16 protein-coding genes, 1 tRNA gene and 1 rRNA gene are annotated in these 16996 nt (G+C 27.6%); 13 read left to right on the forward strand and 5 right to left on the reverse strand.

Translation table 11 applies throughout. From position 1 onward, the window contains the following. The 5 genes from Q1K13_RS10655 to Q1K13_RS10675 form a co-directional block, all read left to right on the forward strand. Nucleotides 1–126: ribosomal RNA gene (locus tag Q1K13_RS10655) — 23S ribosomal RNA — on the forward strand; the annotation flags it as partial. Nucleotides 127–179: 53 nt separating this feature from the next. Further along, nucleotides 180–254 (forward strand) — tRNA-Asn (locus Q1K13_RS10660). A 397-nt stretch (nucleotides 255–651) separates the two neighbouring features. Further along, nucleotides 652–1335: a response regulator transcription factor gene (locus Q1K13_RS10665; RefSeq protein WP_300350598.1), complete on the forward strand. Its 684-nt coding sequence runs from the start codon at nucleotides 652–654 to the stop codon at nucleotides 1333–1335. A 114-nt stretch (nucleotides 1336–1449) separates the two neighbouring features. Continuing rightward, nucleotides 1450–2865, forward strand: coding sequence for a HAMP domain-containing sensor histidine kinase (locus Q1K13_RS10670; RefSeq protein ID WP_300350600.1), 1416 nt, complete (start codon nucleotides 1450–1452; stop codon nucleotides 2863–2865). A 16-nt stretch (nucleotides 2866–2881) separates the two neighbouring features. Further along, nucleotides 2882–4402, forward strand: coding sequence for a hypothetical protein (locus Q1K13_RS10675; protein WP_300350603.1), 1521 nt, complete (start codon nucleotides 2882–2884; stop codon nucleotides 4400–4402). A 50-nt stretch (nucleotides 4403–4452) separates the two neighbouring features. On the opposite strand, the gene Q1K13_RS10680 is transcribed toward Q1K13_RS10675, so the two are convergent. Beyond that, on the reverse strand, nucleotides 4453–6342 hold the full coding sequence (locus Q1K13_RS10680; RefSeq protein ID WP_300350605.1) for an LTA synthase family protein: 1890 nt from the start codon (nucleotides 6340–6342) through the stop codon (nucleotides 4453–4455). Between the two features lie 181 nt (nucleotides 6343–6523). On the opposite strand from Q1K13_RS10680, the gene yedF reads away from it, so the two are divergent. Both yedF and Q1K13_RS10690 read left to right on the forward strand, forming a co-directional pair. Beyond that, complete coding sequence (gene yedF / locus Q1K13_RS10685) at nucleotides 6524–7096, forward strand: sulfurtransferase-like selenium metabolism protein YedF (protein WP_300350607.1); 573 nt, start codon at nucleotides 6524–6526, stop codon at nucleotides 7094–7096. 48 nt (nucleotides 7097–7144) lie between these two features. Continuing rightward, on the forward strand, nucleotides 7145–8113 hold the full coding sequence (locus tag Q1K13_RS10690; RefSeq protein WP_300350609.1) for an NAD(P)/FAD-dependent oxidoreductase: 969 nt from the start codon (nucleotides 7145–7147) through the stop codon (nucleotides 8111–8113). Between the two features lie 325 nt (nucleotides 8114–8438). Here Q1K13_RS10690 and Q1K13_RS10695 read toward each other — a convergent pair whose 3' ends face one another. Next, a complete protein-coding gene (locus tag Q1K13_RS10695; RefSeq protein ID WP_300350612.1) occupies nucleotides 8439–8990 on the reverse strand; it encodes a GDSL-type esterase/lipase family protein in 552 nt (183 codons plus the stop codon). An 8-nt stretch (nucleotides 8991–8998) separates the two neighbouring features. Continuing rightward, nucleotides 8999–9631 (reverse strand): RusA family crossover junction endodeoxyribonuclease, encoded by a 633-nt coding sequence (locus tag Q1K13_RS10700; protein WP_300350615.1) that lies wholly within the window; start codon nucleotides 9629–9631, stop codon nucleotides 8999–9001. Between the two features lie 139 nt (nucleotides 9632–9770). On the opposite strand from Q1K13_RS10700, the gene tsaD reads away from it, so the two are divergent. The 4 genes from tsaD (at nucleotide 9771) to Q1K13_RS10720 (ending at nucleotide 13958) form a co-directional block, all read left to right on the forward strand. Beyond that, nucleotides 9771–10790, forward strand: a complete 1020-nt coding sequence (gene tsaD / locus Q1K13_RS10705; RefSeq protein WP_300350618.1) for a tRNA (adenosine(37)-N6)-threonylcarbamoyltransferase complex transferase subunit TsaD — start codon at nucleotides 9771–9773, stop codon at nucleotides 10788–10790. Between the two features lie 15 nt (nucleotides 10791–10805). Next, complete coding sequence (locus Q1K13_RS10710) at nucleotides 10806–11819, forward strand: alpha/beta hydrolase (protein WP_300350621.1); 1014 nt, start codon at nucleotides 10806–10808, stop codon at nucleotides 11817–11819. A 114-nt stretch (nucleotides 11820–11933) separates the two neighbouring features. After that, entirely contained in the window at nucleotides 11934–13247 is a 1314-nt protein-coding gene (locus Q1K13_RS10715) for a S1C family serine protease (RefSeq protein WP_300350624.1), read from the forward strand. 384 nt (nucleotides 13248–13631) lie between these two features. Next, the gene (locus Q1K13_RS10720; RefSeq protein WP_300350627.1) at nucleotides 13632–13958 is read left to right on the forward strand and encodes a PTS sugar transporter subunit IIB; all 327 of its coding nucleotides are present in this window, start codon (nucleotides 13632–13634) and stop codon (nucleotides 13956–13958) included. 257 nt (nucleotides 13959–14215) lie between these two features. On the opposite strand, the gene Q1K13_RS10725 is transcribed toward Q1K13_RS10720, so the two are convergent. Together Q1K13_RS10725 and Q1K13_RS10730 are read right to left on the reverse strand one after the other, a co-directional pair. Continuing rightward, nucleotides 14216–15244 (reverse strand): FAD:protein FMN transferase, encoded by a 1029-nt coding sequence (locus Q1K13_RS10725; RefSeq protein ID WP_300350629.1) that lies wholly within the window; start codon nucleotides 15242–15244, stop codon nucleotides 14216–14218. Between the two features lie 34 nt (nucleotides 15245–15278). Continuing rightward, nucleotides 15279–15719 carry an FMN-binding protein gene (locus Q1K13_RS10730; RefSeq protein WP_300350632.1) on the reverse strand — a complete coding sequence of 147 codons (441 nt, stop codon included), beginning with the start codon at nucleotides 15717–15719 and terminating at the stop codon, nucleotides 15279–15281. Between the two features lie 141 nt (nucleotides 15720–15860). On the opposite strand from Q1K13_RS10730, the gene Q1K13_RS10735 reads away from it, so the two are divergent. Both Q1K13_RS10735 and Q1K13_RS10740 read left to right on the forward strand, forming a co-directional pair. Next, entirely contained in the window at nucleotides 15861–16232 is a 372-nt protein-coding gene (locus Q1K13_RS10735) for a NusG domain II-containing protein (RefSeq protein ID WP_300350635.1), read from the forward strand. Between the two features lie 17 nt (nucleotides 16233–16249). Further along, nucleotides 16250–16780 (forward strand): Gx transporter family protein, encoded by a 531-nt coding sequence (locus tag Q1K13_RS10740; protein WP_300350638.1) that lies wholly within the window; start codon nucleotides 16250–16252, stop codon nucleotides 16778–16780. The last annotated feature ends 216 nt before the right edge of the window (nucleotides 16781–16996 follow it).

Below are 16996 nucleotides of genomic sequence, written 5' to 3' on the forward strand. Positions count from 1 at the left end.
CAAGATGAGATTTCCCATAGCATAAGCTAGTAAGATCCCTTGAAGAACACAAGGTTGATAGGTCGGGGGTGTAAGCATGGTAACATGTTCAGCTGACCGATACTAATAGATCGAGGGCTTGACCAAATTATAGTATTAATTATGTGCAATTTTGAAAGAACAATCTTTCAATGAAATGTTCCTCGGTAGCTCAATGGTGGAGCACTCGGCTGTTAACCGATAGGTTGGAGGTTCGAGTCCTCTCCGAGGAGCCATTTTTTTTATAAAAAAATAAATATATATTTTAAAATTAAAAGGTAAGTTATGAATTGATAAAGGATCAATTTATAGCTTTTTTTGTTTTACGGAAAAATTAATATAAATAACTTCAATTAATAAATAAAGGCAAAAATAAGATAGTATAATTTCAATAAATAAATCTTATTAAAAATAAGATATAATAGTATATAGGATGATTATTATATTTAAGTATTTATATAAATATAATAAGTCAGCAAAAATTATGTTAGTAATAAGAGAGTGTAAGCTATTTGTAATTAAAGTCTATACGATATTATATATAATAAAATAGGGTTTTGTTATATTAGTTTATTTTTCTAAAATATAAAGGTATTTAAAATAAGCAAGGCATTATAAGGAGTTGAAATAGGTATGAAGATTTTACTTGTTGAAGATGAAGAAAGTATAAGAGGATTTTTAAGAATAAATTTTCAAAGAGAGAAATTTGAGGTTATAGAGTGTGAAAGTGGAGAAGAGGGTATAAGAAAAGCCTTAATTGAAAAACCTGATATAGCTATTTTAGATGTTATGTTACCTGGTATAAATGGATTTGAGGTTTGTCAGACTTTAAGAAAAAAGTTTCCTAAGATGGGGATTATAATGCTTACTGCTAAGGGCGAAGATATGGATAAAATAATGGGATTACAATTTGGTGCTGATGACTATGTTTTAAAGCCATTTAATCCATTAGAAATAACATTAAGAGTAAAAGCGTTAATAAGAAGAATTGAAGGAGAAGAAGGTGGTGAAAAGGTTGATAGTATTGAAGTAGATAATTTCAAGTTAGACCTTTATTCTCAAAGTCTTTATAAAGATGAAATAGAAATTGATGTTACTCCGAAAGAGTTTTTATTAATGAAAATATTTATGCAAAATCCAGGTAAGGCGTTTACAAGAGATGAATTGTTAAATTTAGTTTGGGGCATTGATTTCTTTGGTGATCCTAAGATTGTTGATGTTAATATAAGAAGACTTAGGGCTAAGATTGAGGATAATTCATCAAAGCCTAAGTATATTGAAACTGTTTGGGGAACAGGTTATAGATGGAAAAGATAGTTTATATCAAAAGAGTTTTATTTATATAGTCTAGATAGGAGATAAGTTAAATTAGGAAATATAAAAATTAATAAAGTGATTTTGATCTACATAGTTTAGATAGGAGTATAGTTTATGAAAAGTATAAAGACTAGGCTAATGAAAAATTTTTTAGTTGTTTTATTATCAACTATTATAATAGTTTCAGCCATGTTTTTAATTTTTATTTCTAGGTATTATTATCAAAATACTGAAGAGATATTATTAAGTCAGATAAATATTTCGGTTGATTTTTATAAAAGATATTTATCTAATGTGAGTTTAGAGGATAATGTCTATGATGATGTAGATATTTTCTGGAAGCAAACTGATGCACAAGTTCAAATTTATGATTTGAAGGGTCAATTAATAATGGATTCTATTGGATTAGAACCTAAAAATTATGGAACACCTATGGATGTAAAGCGAGCATTAGAAGGGGAAACTTCTAAATGGGTAGGAACTGCACCTGATTATACAGGAAAGGTTATGGCTATATCTGCTCCACTTAGAAATTCATCCAATGATATTGTTGGAGTTATAAGATATATAAGTTCGCTTAGAAATGTTGATAATTTTATATTAAATTTCTTTTTAGTGTTTATAGTTATAGGACTTACTGTTTTAGCTATTGGTATAATTTTGAGTTATTTTTTAGCAAATAGTATTGTAAATCCAATAACTGAGCTTATTAAGGTTTCTGAGCAAATGGCAAAAGGAAATCTAAAGGTAAGAAATAAAATTGTTACTAATGATGAGATTGAAAAACTTGCAGGAACTTTAAATATAATGGCTGAGGAAATTGAAAATAGAGAAATTTTAAAGAATGAATTTATTTCTTCTGTTTCTCATGAACTTAGAACCCCTTTAACATCAATTAAAGGATGGGCTATTACTTTAAATAATGATTTTACAGATAGAGAAACATTAAAAATGGGTTTTGATATTATTGAAAAGGAAGCCGATAGATTAAGTAATATGGTTGAGGAACTTTTAGATTTTTCTAAGTTTGTAAGTGGAAAAATAAAACTAAAGTATGAAGAAATTAATTTGAAAGATTTTGTTGAATATATAAAACTTTATATGAATCCAAGGGCAGAAAGAGAAAATAAAAGTCTTATTTTGAGTGATATTGAGGAAGAGTTTGTAATAGTTGGTGATAAGGATAGATTAAAACAGGTATTTATAAATATACTTGATAATGCTTTTAAGTTTACGCCTGAAAATGGAAATATAACTATAGATTTCTTATATGGTAAAGACGGCGTGTATATAGACATTATTGATACAGGTTGTGGAATAAGTAAGGAAGAGTTACCTAGAGTAAAAGAGAAGTTCTATAAAGGTAAAAATTCAAAATCTCAAAATGGAATTGGACTTTCTATATGTGATGAAATTATGAATTTACATGGAGGAACTTTAGAGATTAATAGTGAATTAGGTAAGGGAACAAAAATAACAATTTATTTACCTAAAAAGGTTGTTAGAAGCATTGAGGACGATGTAAATTAATTATAAGAGGTGTTTTATGAAAAAATTTTTTATATTATTCTTGATGGTTATTAGTATATTTATGGTTGGGTGTTCTCAAAAAGAATCTTTTGATGTTTCAAAGATTACTCCACCAGAATCAGATAATATAAAGATATTGGGGGAGTGGGAAGTTACTAAAAGTACTTATAATGATGGTAAGGTTGAAGGTGATGAAGTAACTGATGGAAGTTTACATTTGGCTGTTGGAAATAAGATTAATATAAGTAAAGATAATCTTACTGTTGGAGATATTATAATAAATAATCCTAATTTCAAACTTAAGAGAATGGAGAGAAATACATTTTTTAAGGAAATAGATGATATTGAAATTAAGAAAGAACTTAAGGATAATGTTAAGGGCGATTATATAGATATTACATCTATATATGATAGTAATAAGACTTATTTAAATTTAATATCAATAAGTGATAGTGAGGCATATGTTTTACTTTCAGATAAATTAGTTAAGATAAAAAAGGTTTCAGATAATGTTAAGATTTCTGTAAGTGAAGCTGATACGAAGACTAAGGAGAAAAATAAGAATAGTCTACCTTTGATAGATTCTAAGACAAATAAGGATTATTATAAAAAGGATGTTGGAATACTTCTTGGAATTAAGGAGCCAGCTAGAATTAAAGATGGGTATTTTGAGGAAGCTGTATATAAAACTTTTTGGATTTCTGTTATAAATAATAAGCTTCAACCTATTAAAGTTTTAGAGGATTCTCTTTTATTACCAAGGGTTAATGGGTTTTCAAATATAAGTTTAAAATCGAATTTTAAAAATGGAACACTTGAAAATACTCTTAAAGTAACTAGCAAGAAAAAAGATGATAAAGAGATGAAAGGCGAGGTTGTTAAAAAGGGGATTTATGAAGAAATAACCTTTGTAGGAAATGATTATATTGGACTTGAATCTTATTATGGTAAAAATTTTAATGGAACATATAATTCTTATAGTATAGTTCCTATAGATATGATAGACAGTGTTAGTAGCATGGATATAGTCAATTTATTTGGTAATGAACAAGAAGAAAACTATAATATAAGTGAGGCTAATGCTATAGATAAGTTTAATAAAGGCGATAAGGATTATTATGCACAGAATAAACATTCTAATGTGACACTTCAAAGAAAAAATGGTAATTGGCATTTAGAAGGATTATTAAATAATAAGAAAAATTTTGATGATTGTAAAAGTTTTGATATTAATATAAATCCAGTACCAGTTTTAATAAACTATGATACATTAATGGTTCCATGGAGTCAGATAGTTTCTTTAGGGAGAGATATAGATGATATTGTAACATCTCCTAATGGAAAGATTGCAATTACTTTATCAAAAAATAAGTTATCTATATATGAAGTAACAGATGGAAGGTTAGGGGAAAGACTTGGAGAGATAAATATAGGTTATGATGAAAAGATAGTTATGGCTGAATGGGCTGTTGGTAATTATGTTAAGAATTGGGACGAAACAATTGAGAAAAATTATGGTGCAAAATCTATAGAATAGTAAAAAGAAAGCTAAATTATTAAAATTTAGCTTTCTTTTTTGTTTATTAATTATTTAGATGGAGTATTATTAGGAGGAACTTTTCCTTTGAAGTAATTTGCTCTTATCATTTTATCAGATAATTCTAAAGAACTTTCTACGATTTTCTTTTCATTATCAGTTAAATCTCCTTTCACTGTTTTATCAGTTAAAACAGCATAGGATCTTTTAGTATTTAATAGATTTCTTCCAAGTGCAGTATTTTCATATATATTTCTTGGAACTCCCATTAAGTTTAATAATGTTGGCATTATATCAATTTGGCCACCGTAAACATCATCTTTAACAGGTTCTTTTATACTTGGATTGTAGATTATTAGTGGAACAGTATGGTTTCCATTATCTAGCCACCATGATTCAGGGTTTGATAAAGATTCTATTTTATTATCGTAATATTTATGTGGACCAGTATGATCTCCTTCAATAGCAATAACTGTGTTATCTAGTAAACCATCTTCTTTTAATTTATTTAAGAACATTCCAATCTGTTCATCTGTATAGTGAACGCTTTGGAAGTATCCTCCAAGTACGTTTTTATCAAGTTCAGGATTTAGTTTTAATTTACGATATTTTTCTGGTAAATCAAAAGGTCCATGACTTGTTAATGTAACTGTAAATGCGTAAAATGGTTGTTTTAAATTTTTTATCATTGGAAGTACTTGAGTGAAGTAACTTCTATCACTTAGTCCAAGTCCTATTTTTTCATCACGTTTAAATGAGTAGTAATCAACAAACTTATCAAAGCCTATTCCAGTTAATCCTTGAGCGTAGTTCCAGAATGAACCTTTGTCAGAGTGTATAGCTATTGTACTATATCCTTCTTTTTCTAAAATATTTGGCATTGAATTATATGAAGTGTTTGGATATCTAAAGAATGCAGTTCCTTGTCTTAAAGGTAACATTGATGTGTTAACCATTAAATCTGAGTCTGAACTTGTACCTTCATTAACTTGTTCAAAAATATTAGGGAAATAAATTGAATTTTTTAACAATTTATTTAAGTTAGGGGTAATCTCTTGTCCATCAATTGATCTTCCTATAACAAAATCTTCAAGTGATTCTACTTGTATAATTAATAAATTTTTACCTTTAAACATTCCAGTGTATTTATTCTCAGGTAAGTTTTCATTTTTAAATTTATAATATTCTTTTATTTTAGCCTCATCTTCAGTAGTCATTTTATATGGTTTTGAATTTTTATAAACATTAAAAATATCATATAAATGATATCCTAATGGAGAGAAGAATTCAGCTGTTTGTGTTGGATCATAGTTACCGAAGATATATGCATTTTTAACATTTTCTCTTTTTAATACATGAACATTAAATGGAACATAGCCTATATAACATATTGAAATAATCCAAACTATTAATGTACCTTTTAAGTTTGATTTACACTTAGAAAAGCTTTTTCTTAAGAATATAAATGCTATTATTAGAATTAGTATATCTACAAAGAATAGTATATCTGATGTACTAGCCATTGATAGTATGCTATCTCCTAAGTTATCTAAATTAGCTGTCTGTTTAAAAAGCATAACTGATGGCATTGTTTGAAATCCTCTAAAGTACCAAATATCCATCATTATAAGTATTGATACAAGTGAGTCTATGACAATTAATGAAATAAACTTTCCTTTGTTTCTAAATAGAAAACTTATACTTATTAATATTGCTGCAAAAGCTATGTAATAATTAATGAAATAACTAGCTTGTCTATATCCTAAGCTAAAATTAATAACTCTAGGATCTTTGTTTAAAGAATATCCTAAAAATATTGCACCTTTTAAAAATATACCGACTATGGCAAATATATAAAAGCCTAATCTTATTAAAGAATTTTTATTTAGTGATTCTTTAAATTTCACAAGAATGTTATTTTCTTTTACTTTTTCTTGCATAAAAACACCCTTTCTTTATTTGTCAAAGATAGTAACATTATAGCATAAAATAATATGTTAATATTATTAATTATTTATTACAAAAAACCTTGAAAATAAATTCAAAAATTGAAGTTTTGATTTTATGAAGTTATTAAAATATGATATCTTTATATTATAGATTATTTTAAGAGGTGAAGTTATGAAGAGAATAAATTGTGTTGGGATGGCTTGCCCTATGCCTGTGATAAATACAAAAAAATATTTTGATTCAATAGATAGTGGAATAGCAGAAGTCATTGTTGATAATGAAGTTGCTAAAAACAATATTTTTAAATATGCTACTGGATGTGGATATATAGCAAAGGTAAGGGAAGAGGATAAAAACTATATAATTAACATAGAGAAAAAAGAAAATATTAAGGAAGAAAAAAATGAAGAGGACTTTGTAATAGTAGTTACTAGTGATAAATTTGGAGAAGGTAATGATGAACTAGGAACTCTTCTTATGAAAGGATATATTTATACATTATCAGAAAATGATAATATACCAAAAGAACTTATATTTTTAAATGGAGGGGTTAAACTTACTGTTAAGAATTCAGCTGTGTTAGAATCACTACAAAATTTAGAAAAACGTGGAGTTAAAATTTTAAGTTGTGGAACTTGTTTAGATTTTTATGGTATTAAGGAAGAGTTAGCTATTGGTGAAATAAGTAATATGTACACTATAGTTGAGTCTATGAATAATGCAAAAAAAGTTATAAAATTATAATACTTTTTGAGAGGAGGAAATGTTTACTTTTAGGTAAATATTTATGATATGGAGAGTATTTTATGTGAATATGATGTTGTAGTTGTTGGAGGCGGAATAAGTGGAATGGCAGCAGCTATAAAATCTAAAGAAAAAGGTATAGATAAAGTTCTTTTATTAGAAAGAGAAGATGTATTAGGTGGTGTTTTAAATCAATGCATACATTGTGGATTTGGTAAGGAAACTTTAGGAGAGGCTGTAACAGGAAGTGAGTTTGTAGAATTTTTTGTAAATAAAGTTAATGATTTAGGAGTAGATGTTAAGCTAAGTACTACAGTTTTAGGAATAAATAATGAAAAAGAGATAAGTTATGTTAATCCTAAAGATGGCATGAAAAGAATGAAAGCTAAGTCTATAGTTTTAGCAACTGGAAGCAGAGAAAAGTTTAAGGGGAATGTAAGTGTCCCTTTAAATAAGTTTACTGGAATATATACTTCAGGAACTGCCCATAGGTTTATAAATATTTATGGTTATTTACCAGGTAAAAATATTGTTATAATAGGTTCTCATGATAGCGATATGATTGTTGCTAGAAGAATTATTGTTGAAGGGGCCAAAATAGAAGCCATAGTTGAAAGTAAAGATTATTTAAATTCATCTCAATACACTATTGAAAATATAATAGAGGAATTTAATATTCCTGTTAAATTAGGATATACAGTTAATGAGGTTTTAGGAACAGAAAGAGTTGAAGGAGTAATGATAAGTAAGAGTGGAGAAGATGAGCAATTTATAAAATGTGATTCACTTTTAATATCAGTTCCTTGGATTCCAGAAAGTTATTTAGGAAAGAAACTTGGAATTAGAATATCAAATAGTAGTGAAACAATCTTAGTTAATGAAGAATTTGAAACATCTGAGCCAGGGATTTTTGCTTGTGGTAATGTCCTTCATGCTTATGAATTATCTGATTTAGCTGTGGATGAGGGATATAAAGTTGGAGAGGCTGTTTTTAATTATTTAAATAAAGAAAATTAGAATTCAACTAAATTTTAGAGAATTTTTTTATTTGGCTCTGTTTCAATAGAGTGTTGATTTTAGCTATCCCTTCAGACCTACTTAATTTCGCAGAGAGTTTCTATTGAATATTCCAGAATAATAGCTAAATCTAAGAAACTCCCTACGGTCAAACAACTTCGCTTTTTAACGCTATTATTCTTACATATTCAATGAAACTCTAAATTGCTTATTAAGATGGTCTTACAGTTATATCTAAAATCAACACTAGTTTAAAACAGAGCCTTTTATTTAAACCATATCTAAGTTAAGAGTAGTTCTCAAATATATATAATAAAAAAGGTTCTTAGTAAAGAACCTTTTTTACTATTTCAGCAACAATTTCATTTCCTTTTATACTTAGATGTAACCCATCTGAATAGTTTGAAATATGAAAAGGAAGTGAATTTGTAATATCAATAAATTTAAAGTTGTTTTCAAAAGAAAAATCTTTAAGTTCTTTAGAGAAATTTTCTAACTGACTGTTTATTTCATCATAATTTAATGAAGAATCCCAACGTTCTAATGCTAGGTTACCATATATTTTAGGTGGTGCCATTATTATAGGAATAACTCCTAAACCTAAACAATCTTTTGTTATTAATTCTATGTTTTCCATAATTGATTTTATAGATTTACCTATTAATAAATCATTGGAACCACACATGATTAAGCAAATATCTGGTCTACATGAAATTAATGCTTGATATATTCTAGATAATATCCCTGTAGAGGTATCTCCATTTATACCTTTATTTATTGTTGAAAACTTTAGACCATTTATTAATTTAACCCATGAATTTTCAGGACCAACGCTATAACCAAATGTTAGAGAATCACCTATACAAAGCAAATTCATATAATCACCTACATTCTTAATAAACATTTTTTACATACAATAGTTGCTCCTTTGTTTGCAGTAACAAAGTCATTTCCAACTATTGATTTATTGCATATTGAACATATAATTCCTGAGACTTCTTTTTTGAGATTAGATTTTTTTTCTTTCTTAATAGTATTGGAAGTTTTTCTTTTTTTATTGGGAGGAGGAGAATAAATAAGCTTTTCATCTTGAATTTCTTTTTTTCTTATATCATATCCAAAACTATAAGCACTTTCTCCAAATAATTCTAATTCAAATCTAGGATTTTCTTTATCATAAAATTCTTCAGTTATAATTCTTCTTATTTGCATATCATTTATTATTAGTCCACTTTTTTCTATACCATCAAATATACTTTTTGTTATGTTACTTGTATCAGGATGTCTTTTTGAACTTTTATAATAAACTTTTAAAACTGCAATTAAGGATTCTTCTAAAATTATGTTGGGATTTTGAGTTCTAGCTTCATAAGCTATTTGTTCCTCATATAAAGCATATCTATCATGATATTTACCAGAATTAGATGGTAAAATAGCTCGTCCCTGTGCATTTGATAATTTAAAGTTTGATTTAGTAATAGGAGACCCTTTTACTATAACTTTTGCGTATGAATTCATATTAGACCTCCAATCATATGATATAATAATTATTATATCATAATGCAAGATTAGGTATTTACAATTCTTGAATGTATTTCATAGATAAAGTATAATACTTTATGTTTACATATAAAAAAATAAATTACGAGGGATTAAAATGGATAGAAAAGTTATATTAGCAATAGAAAGTAGTTGTGATGAAACGGCGGCAGCTGTTGTTGTCAATGGAAGAGAAGTTTTATCAAATGTAATATCTTCTCAGATAGATACACATACAAAATTTGGAGGCGTTGTTCCAGAGGTTGCATCAAGAAAACATATAGAAGCTATAAATGCTGTTGTTCAGGAAGCAATAGAGGAAGCTGGAATGACTTTCGAAGATATAGACGCAATTGCAGTTACATATGGACCTGGGCTTGTTGGAGCTTTATTAGTAGGACTTCAATATGCTAAAGGATTAGCTTATTCATTAGATAAGCCATTAATAGGAGTTAATCACATAGAAGGACATATAAGTGCAAACTTCATAGATCATAAGGATTTAGAACCACCATTTGTTTGTTTAGTAGTTTCAGGAGGGCATACTTTCGTAGTTCATGTAGAGGATTATGGAAAGTTCGAAATTATAGGAGAAACTAGAGATGATGCGGCAGGAGAGGCTTTTGATAAGGTGGCAAGAGCTGTTGGACTTGGATATCCAGGTGGTCCTAAAATAGATAAATTAGCTAAGGAAGGAAATAAAGATGCGATAAAATTCCCTAAAGCTAATTTCCATGATGATACTTTAGATTTTTCATTTAGTGGTGTTAAATCAGCAGTATTAAATTACCTAAATAAGATGGAAATGAAAAATGAAGAAATAAATAAAGCTGATGTTGTTGCAAGTTTTCAAAAGGCTGTGGTTGAAGTTTTAACTGATAATGCCATAAAAACTTGTAAATTAAGAAATGCAGACAAAATAGCAATTGCAGGAGGAGTGGCTTCAAATAGTGCCTTAAGAGAGAATCTTAAGAAGGAATGTGAAAAAAGAGGAATTAAGGTATTATTCCCATCACCAATACTTTGTACAGATAACGCGGCTATGATAGGAAGTGCTGCTTATTTTGAACTTTTAAAAGGAAATATAGCTGAAATGAATCTAAATGCAAAACCTAATTTAAGATTAGGAGAAAGATAAGGGGATGAATTGTAAATGAAGTTTATTCCGTACTCAAATGGATTTCATAAGATGAATAAAAATATAGAAATAAAGCCAGCTAGTATTATGAAAAATTTATTTTTAATAATTTTGGTTTTAGTGTTCGTAGGATTTGCTTATCAAGGTATAGTAAATAAAATAGATAGAAGTAAAATATCACCAGAGAATAAATATTTAAGACTTGATGGTAAGAAGACTTATTTTAAATATGATGGTGAGACTAAGCCTACATTAGTATTTGATTCAAACTTAGGTTTAGGAATGAATGAATGGGATAAAGAAACTTCTTTAATAGAGAAAGAATATGGATATAGAACATTTGTATATGATAGAGCAGGATATGGTTTTTCTGAACTTGGAAAATCTAAAACCCTTGAAGAACAAGCAAAGCAATTAAGATTAATTCTTAGAAGAGTAAATATTGGAGGACCATTTATTTTGGTTGGAGAAGGATATGGTTCATTAGTTATGTGTAATTTTGCAAAGCTTTATCCAGAACTTGTGCAAGGAATGATACTTATAAATCCAATTAATGAAGAGGCTTTAAATAATAAGGATTATATGAAACAATTTTCAAGTCATAAGTTTACAAGATTTACTCAAAAATATGGTTCTTATTTTGGATTAACATCAATTATGAATAAGTTTGGAATTATAAAAAATCCTAATGGAATAGAGGAATTAAGTAAAGATTATTTAAATAAGTTTAATATGCTTAGAACAAAGAGTGATTATAATGGAGCTTATTATGATGAACTTTCAAATATCATAAATAAAAATAGCAATTCTCAGAAAAAAGGATTATTAAATGGAAAACCTTTGAGCATAATAGTAAATAACAAAGATTTTTCTAAAGAACAAGAAAGTTTAAGAAAGCTTACTTCACCTAACATGAGTCAAATAATAAATGCTAAAAATAACACAGATATTATACCTTTAGAGAAACCTGAACTTATTTTAGATAGTATAAAATTTATACAAGATAATAGTCAGGAACAGGAGAAGTAGCTTTAAATTAGCAGGCAAACTGACATTGAACTGCCATAAATATGACATTGAAATGACATAAAAAATGGGTATTATAAAGTCATGGAAATTGAATGTTTTAGGAGGGTATTTTAAATGAGTGATTTTAATAAAAAAGATGAAAATTTAAATGACTACTTTGGATTTGAGGAGAATAAAGAAAAAGTAGATTCAAATAAAGATATAGATTCTAATGAAGAAAAGAGTACAAATATTAATCATACTCAAAAGGTGAATTTAGAGGAAAATGAAAAAAATATTGATGAAGTTCCAATAAATAATAAGGTTAAAAATAATCTAAAGAAAAAAAGTGGATTTAAAAAGACTGTAGGAATTGTTGTTGGGGCAGTAGTCATAGCTATGATGGGTGGAGCTATTGGTGCTGGAGGTTTGTATTATACATTAAAAGATAAAATTCCTGTTAATAATGTGAGTTTTAGCAATGGAAATTTAAAAGGTGATTCAGCTAATCCACCATCATTTAAGGCCGAAGAAGGGGCATTAACTGTTCCTCAGGTTGTTGAAAAAGTTAAACCTGCCGTTGTTGGTATTTCAACAAAAAGTTTAGTAAGAGATCAATTCTTTAATGTAAGAGAGCAAGAGGGATTAGGATCAGGATTTATAATAAATGAAGAGGGATATGTTGTTACTAACTATCATGTTATAAATGGGGCTCAGGAAGTTAAAGTAATTTTTTATGATGGAAAAGAAGTAAATGCTAAGGTTGTAAATTATGATGCTGAGAGAGACTTGGCAGTGATTAAAATAACTGATAATGTTAAAATGCCTGGAATTATTCAACTTGGAAACTCATCCACAGTTAAGGCTGGTGAAGAGGTAATTGCCATAGGAAATCCTTTAGGAAAAGAATTCAGTTCAACTGTAACAAAAGGTATAATAAGTTCACCAAATAGAAAAATGAAAACAGAAAGTGGAAATGTTTTAGATTATATACAAACAGATGCTGCTATAAACCCTGGTAATAGTGGTGGACCATTAATAAATTCAAAAGGTGAAGTAATAGGTGTAAACACTGCTAAGAAAGTAGGAGAAGGTATTGAGGGTATAGGATTTGCAATTCCTATAAATGAAGTTAAAGATAGATTAGGTTCATTATCAAAGCCAATATTAAAAATGGGAATTCAAGTTAGAACCATAACTCCAGAATTAGCTAAGGAAAATAACCTACAAGAAGGTGTTTATGTAGTGGGAGTTCAAGAGTTTAGCCCAGCAGAAAAAGCAGGATTAAAAAGTGGAGATTTAATAGTAGAATTTGGTGGTAAGAAAATAAAATCAGTAGAAGAACTAAATGAAAGTAAATCTAAATATAATGATGGTGATTCAGTACCATTAGAAGTTGTAAGAGATGGTAAGAAAATTAAACTTAATATAACTTTAGTTGCTAATTAGTAAAAGGAACTTATGTTTTGAATTGCTCCCTTTAAAGTAGATAGGATAAAAAAAGAACTGTTAAAATCTACTTTTAAGGGAGCTTTTTGTTTATAAATATAAAAACTGAAATTTTTAAATGGATTAAAAAATTGTAAATAAAATAAGAAATTTTAAATGAATTTAATAAAAATACATATAATTAATTGTTAAAAACATTTTTTCGCTATAGAATAGGTGTGTTAGGATTTTTAGTTTTTGAAAGGAGAAGACATTTTAAGCTTGTGTAAACTTGTTTCGTTAGGAATATTGACCAAGAAGCTCCCATTTCAAGCGTAGCTAAGTGGGGATTAGTTAACATATGTTGGAAATAAATAGGGTATTAAATTTTAGGAGGATTAGGATATGAAAAATATAGTTTTATTGTGTATATCAGGTATGTCTACATCTTTACTTGTTTCAAATATGAGAAAAGTGGCAAAAGAATTAAATGTTGATTGCAAAATAGAAGCAATAGGGGAAAGTGAATTAAGAAAAATTAAAGAGGATACAGATGTTTTGTTGTTAGGACCTCAAGTTAGATACTTGTCAAATAGATTGAATAAAAAGTTTGAGGGGAAATTCCCAATTGGACTTATAAAAAGTTCAGATTATGGAACAATGAATGGAAAAGGTGTTTTAAAACAGGCTTTTGAGTTAATGGATAAAGAATTTGTGGAAAATACTTTATAAAAATATATAATTTTTTAAGAAAATTTTAAGTTATGGCAAGTTTATTTTTCTTTAGAGAATTTAATTTTATTTTTTTAGAGGAAAGAAACTTGCCATTTAGTATTTGTTATTGGTCTTTAATTTGTTAAGAGTAATATATTAATTTAATATATCTTTTAAAGTTTTACTTAGTAAAAATAATTTATAAAAGTTTTTGTTTAATTATGGTGAGATTTTTATAAACATACTAAGGTTTAATATAGGTTTTAAGTTTGGTTTTACCTGATTATAGTGAAATCTTTATTTAAAAGTTCAAAATTATTTGTAAGCCCATTGCTTAAGTAAATTTCTCTGTTTTTATTTACAAAAATTGCTTCTATATCATTAAGTGAATTTATTAGATTTAATCCATCTTCTATGCCTAGTGCAAAGGTTGCTGTTGATAATGCATCTCCATCAATTGATTTAGAAGATATTATACTTACAGAGGCTAATTCATTATGAAAGGGATAACCAGTACTTGGATTAAGTATATGATGATACTTAATTCCTTCAACTTCTAAAAATCTTTCATAAATTCCAGAAGTAACAACAGATTGATTTGTTATTTTTAAAGTTCCTAAGGGAGTTCCTCTATTTTCAAAAGGATTTTGTATGCCTATAGTCCAAGGTGTGTTTTTACTTTTTTCTCCCAAGGCAAAAATATTTCCACCTAAATCAATAATAGCTTTCTTAATACCCTCATTAATTAACATATCTTTTATTATGTCAGCAATATATCCTTTAGCAATAGCTCCTAAATCAAGGATCATTTTTTCTTTTTTTAGAAAAACAGATTTTATTGACTCATCTAAAATTATGTTTTCATAACCTATTAAATCTAGGCAGTAATCTATTTCAGATTTACTGGGTAACCTTGCTTTATCACTTCCTATTCCCCACAAATTAACTAAAGGTCCTATTGTTATGTCAAAGGAACCCTTAGACATTTTAGAAATTTCAATAGCTTTATTTATTATTTCAAAAGTTTCATTGCTTACTTTTACAGGGGAATTTCCTGCATTTTTATTTATTTCATTTACTTCTGAAGAGGGAATATTAAGACTAAATTTCTCTTCAAGTGTATTTATTTCCTTAAAAACTTTTTCTAAGATTGATTGATTTTTTTTGTCATATAAAGTTATATTAACTATGGTTCCCATGAAAAAACTTGATTTACTAATTGGTTCATTACTTATGGAACAAGCTGTTAAATTAGTAAACAGTAAAATAATTAATAAAAAACATATATTTTTTAAGCGACCCATTTTATCCTCCTAAAAGTTATAATTTTATATAGGATTAAAGTTTACTCTCTCCAGTTTTTCCTTCTTCAGCATTTTTTAAAATAGCAGAAACTAAGGATTTAAATTGTTCAGATGAACCAGTAGCTCCTGTTATTGTGTCTATTTCAGAGGATTGAGCTTTTATTAAGGCTTCTTCTAATTGAGGTTCATAATCCTTAGGGCCAATTCCTGAAACTTCAGTCATTTTCTTGTTATATTCTTCATTATCACGTTTAAGTTGGTTGTTTTCAGCATTAAATTCATTATAAGTAGCTTCAGTTATTTTTCCTTTAACAACTTTTATGCTTAGTCTAGCCTTGTTTCCATGGTCATCAGCCTTAGCTGTTTCTATTTTATAATCTCCATCTTTTAATTTAGAACTTTTTGATGAGCCACAGCCTACTAAGTTAAATAGTGCTAAAGTTGAAATAATAATAGCAAAAAACTTTTTTTTCATAAGATAAATCCTCCATGAGTATTAAGATATTATAAATATATTTAGAAAATAAAAAAACATTCCTTAAAGAATAAAATAATAAATTAAAGTTTTAAAACATATATACATAATAAGTATATTGTTATTTTAGGAGGAGTAAGGATGAAAAAATTAGATGGAATTATAATAATTTTTTTAGTATTTATATCTATACTTCCAATAGGATTAGTTTTTAAAAAAGGTTTTTGTAATGATAAAAAAGAGGTTGTAATAAGTTATGATGGGAAAATACATAGTAGATTTTTATTGAATGAAGTTAAGAATAAAGAAGTTTTAATTGAATCATCAGGTCATAAAAATTTAGTTTACATAATGGATGGAAAGGTAGTTATGAAGGAAACAGATTGCAAAGATAAAATATGCATGAAGCAAGGAGAAATAAGCAAAGTAGGAGAAAGTATAGTTTGTCTTCCTAATAAGGTTTTTATTGAAATTAAGGGGAAAGAAAAGTCAGATATTATTTTATCTCACTAAATTTATAGGGGGCTTTTATGAGAACAAAAAATATTATTTATATTGGAGTTTTAGTAGCTCAGGCATTAGTTTTATATACAGTTGAAAGATTTATACCATCACCATTTATGATTCCAGGGGCTAAGCTTGGACTTTCTAATTTAATTGTTGTTATAGGGCTTTATACACTTAACAATTATAAGGAATGTATGACTTTAATAGGATTAAAATTACTTCTTTCTACTTTAATTATGGGGTCTCTTTCAACATTTTTATTTGGGCTTGGAGGAACTATATTTAGTTTTTTAGGCATGGTTTTAGTAAAGGAAGTTTTTAAGGAAAAAGTATCTTGTATAGGAGTTAGTACAGTGGGTGGAGTTTTTCATAATATAGGGCAACTTTTAGTAGCCTCATTAGTAATAAGAAATTTAGGAATAATGGCATATTTGCCTTTTTTATCATTAGCAGGAATAGGAACAGGGATTTTTATAGGAATTACAGCAAATTATATATTAAAACATATGAAAAGAATTGACTCTCGTAGAAGTGAAAATTTATTTTTGAGGTAATCTTCTTAAAGGAGATAAATTTTATTTTTATATAAGGGTAAATTTAAGGCTCTGTTTTAAACTAGTATTGATTTTAGATATAACTGTAAGACCATCTTAATAAGCAGTTTAGAGTTTCATTGAATATGGAAGAATAATAGCGTTAAGAAGCGAAGTTGTTTGACCAGAGGGAGTTTCTTCGCTTTAGCTATTATTCTGGAATATTCAATAGAAACT

It is taken from the genome of Clostridium sp. (genome assembly GCF_029267215.1).
In the GTDB taxonomy this organism is placed as follows: domain Bacteria; phylum Bacillota; class Clostridia; order Clostridiales; family Clostridiaceae; genus Sarcina.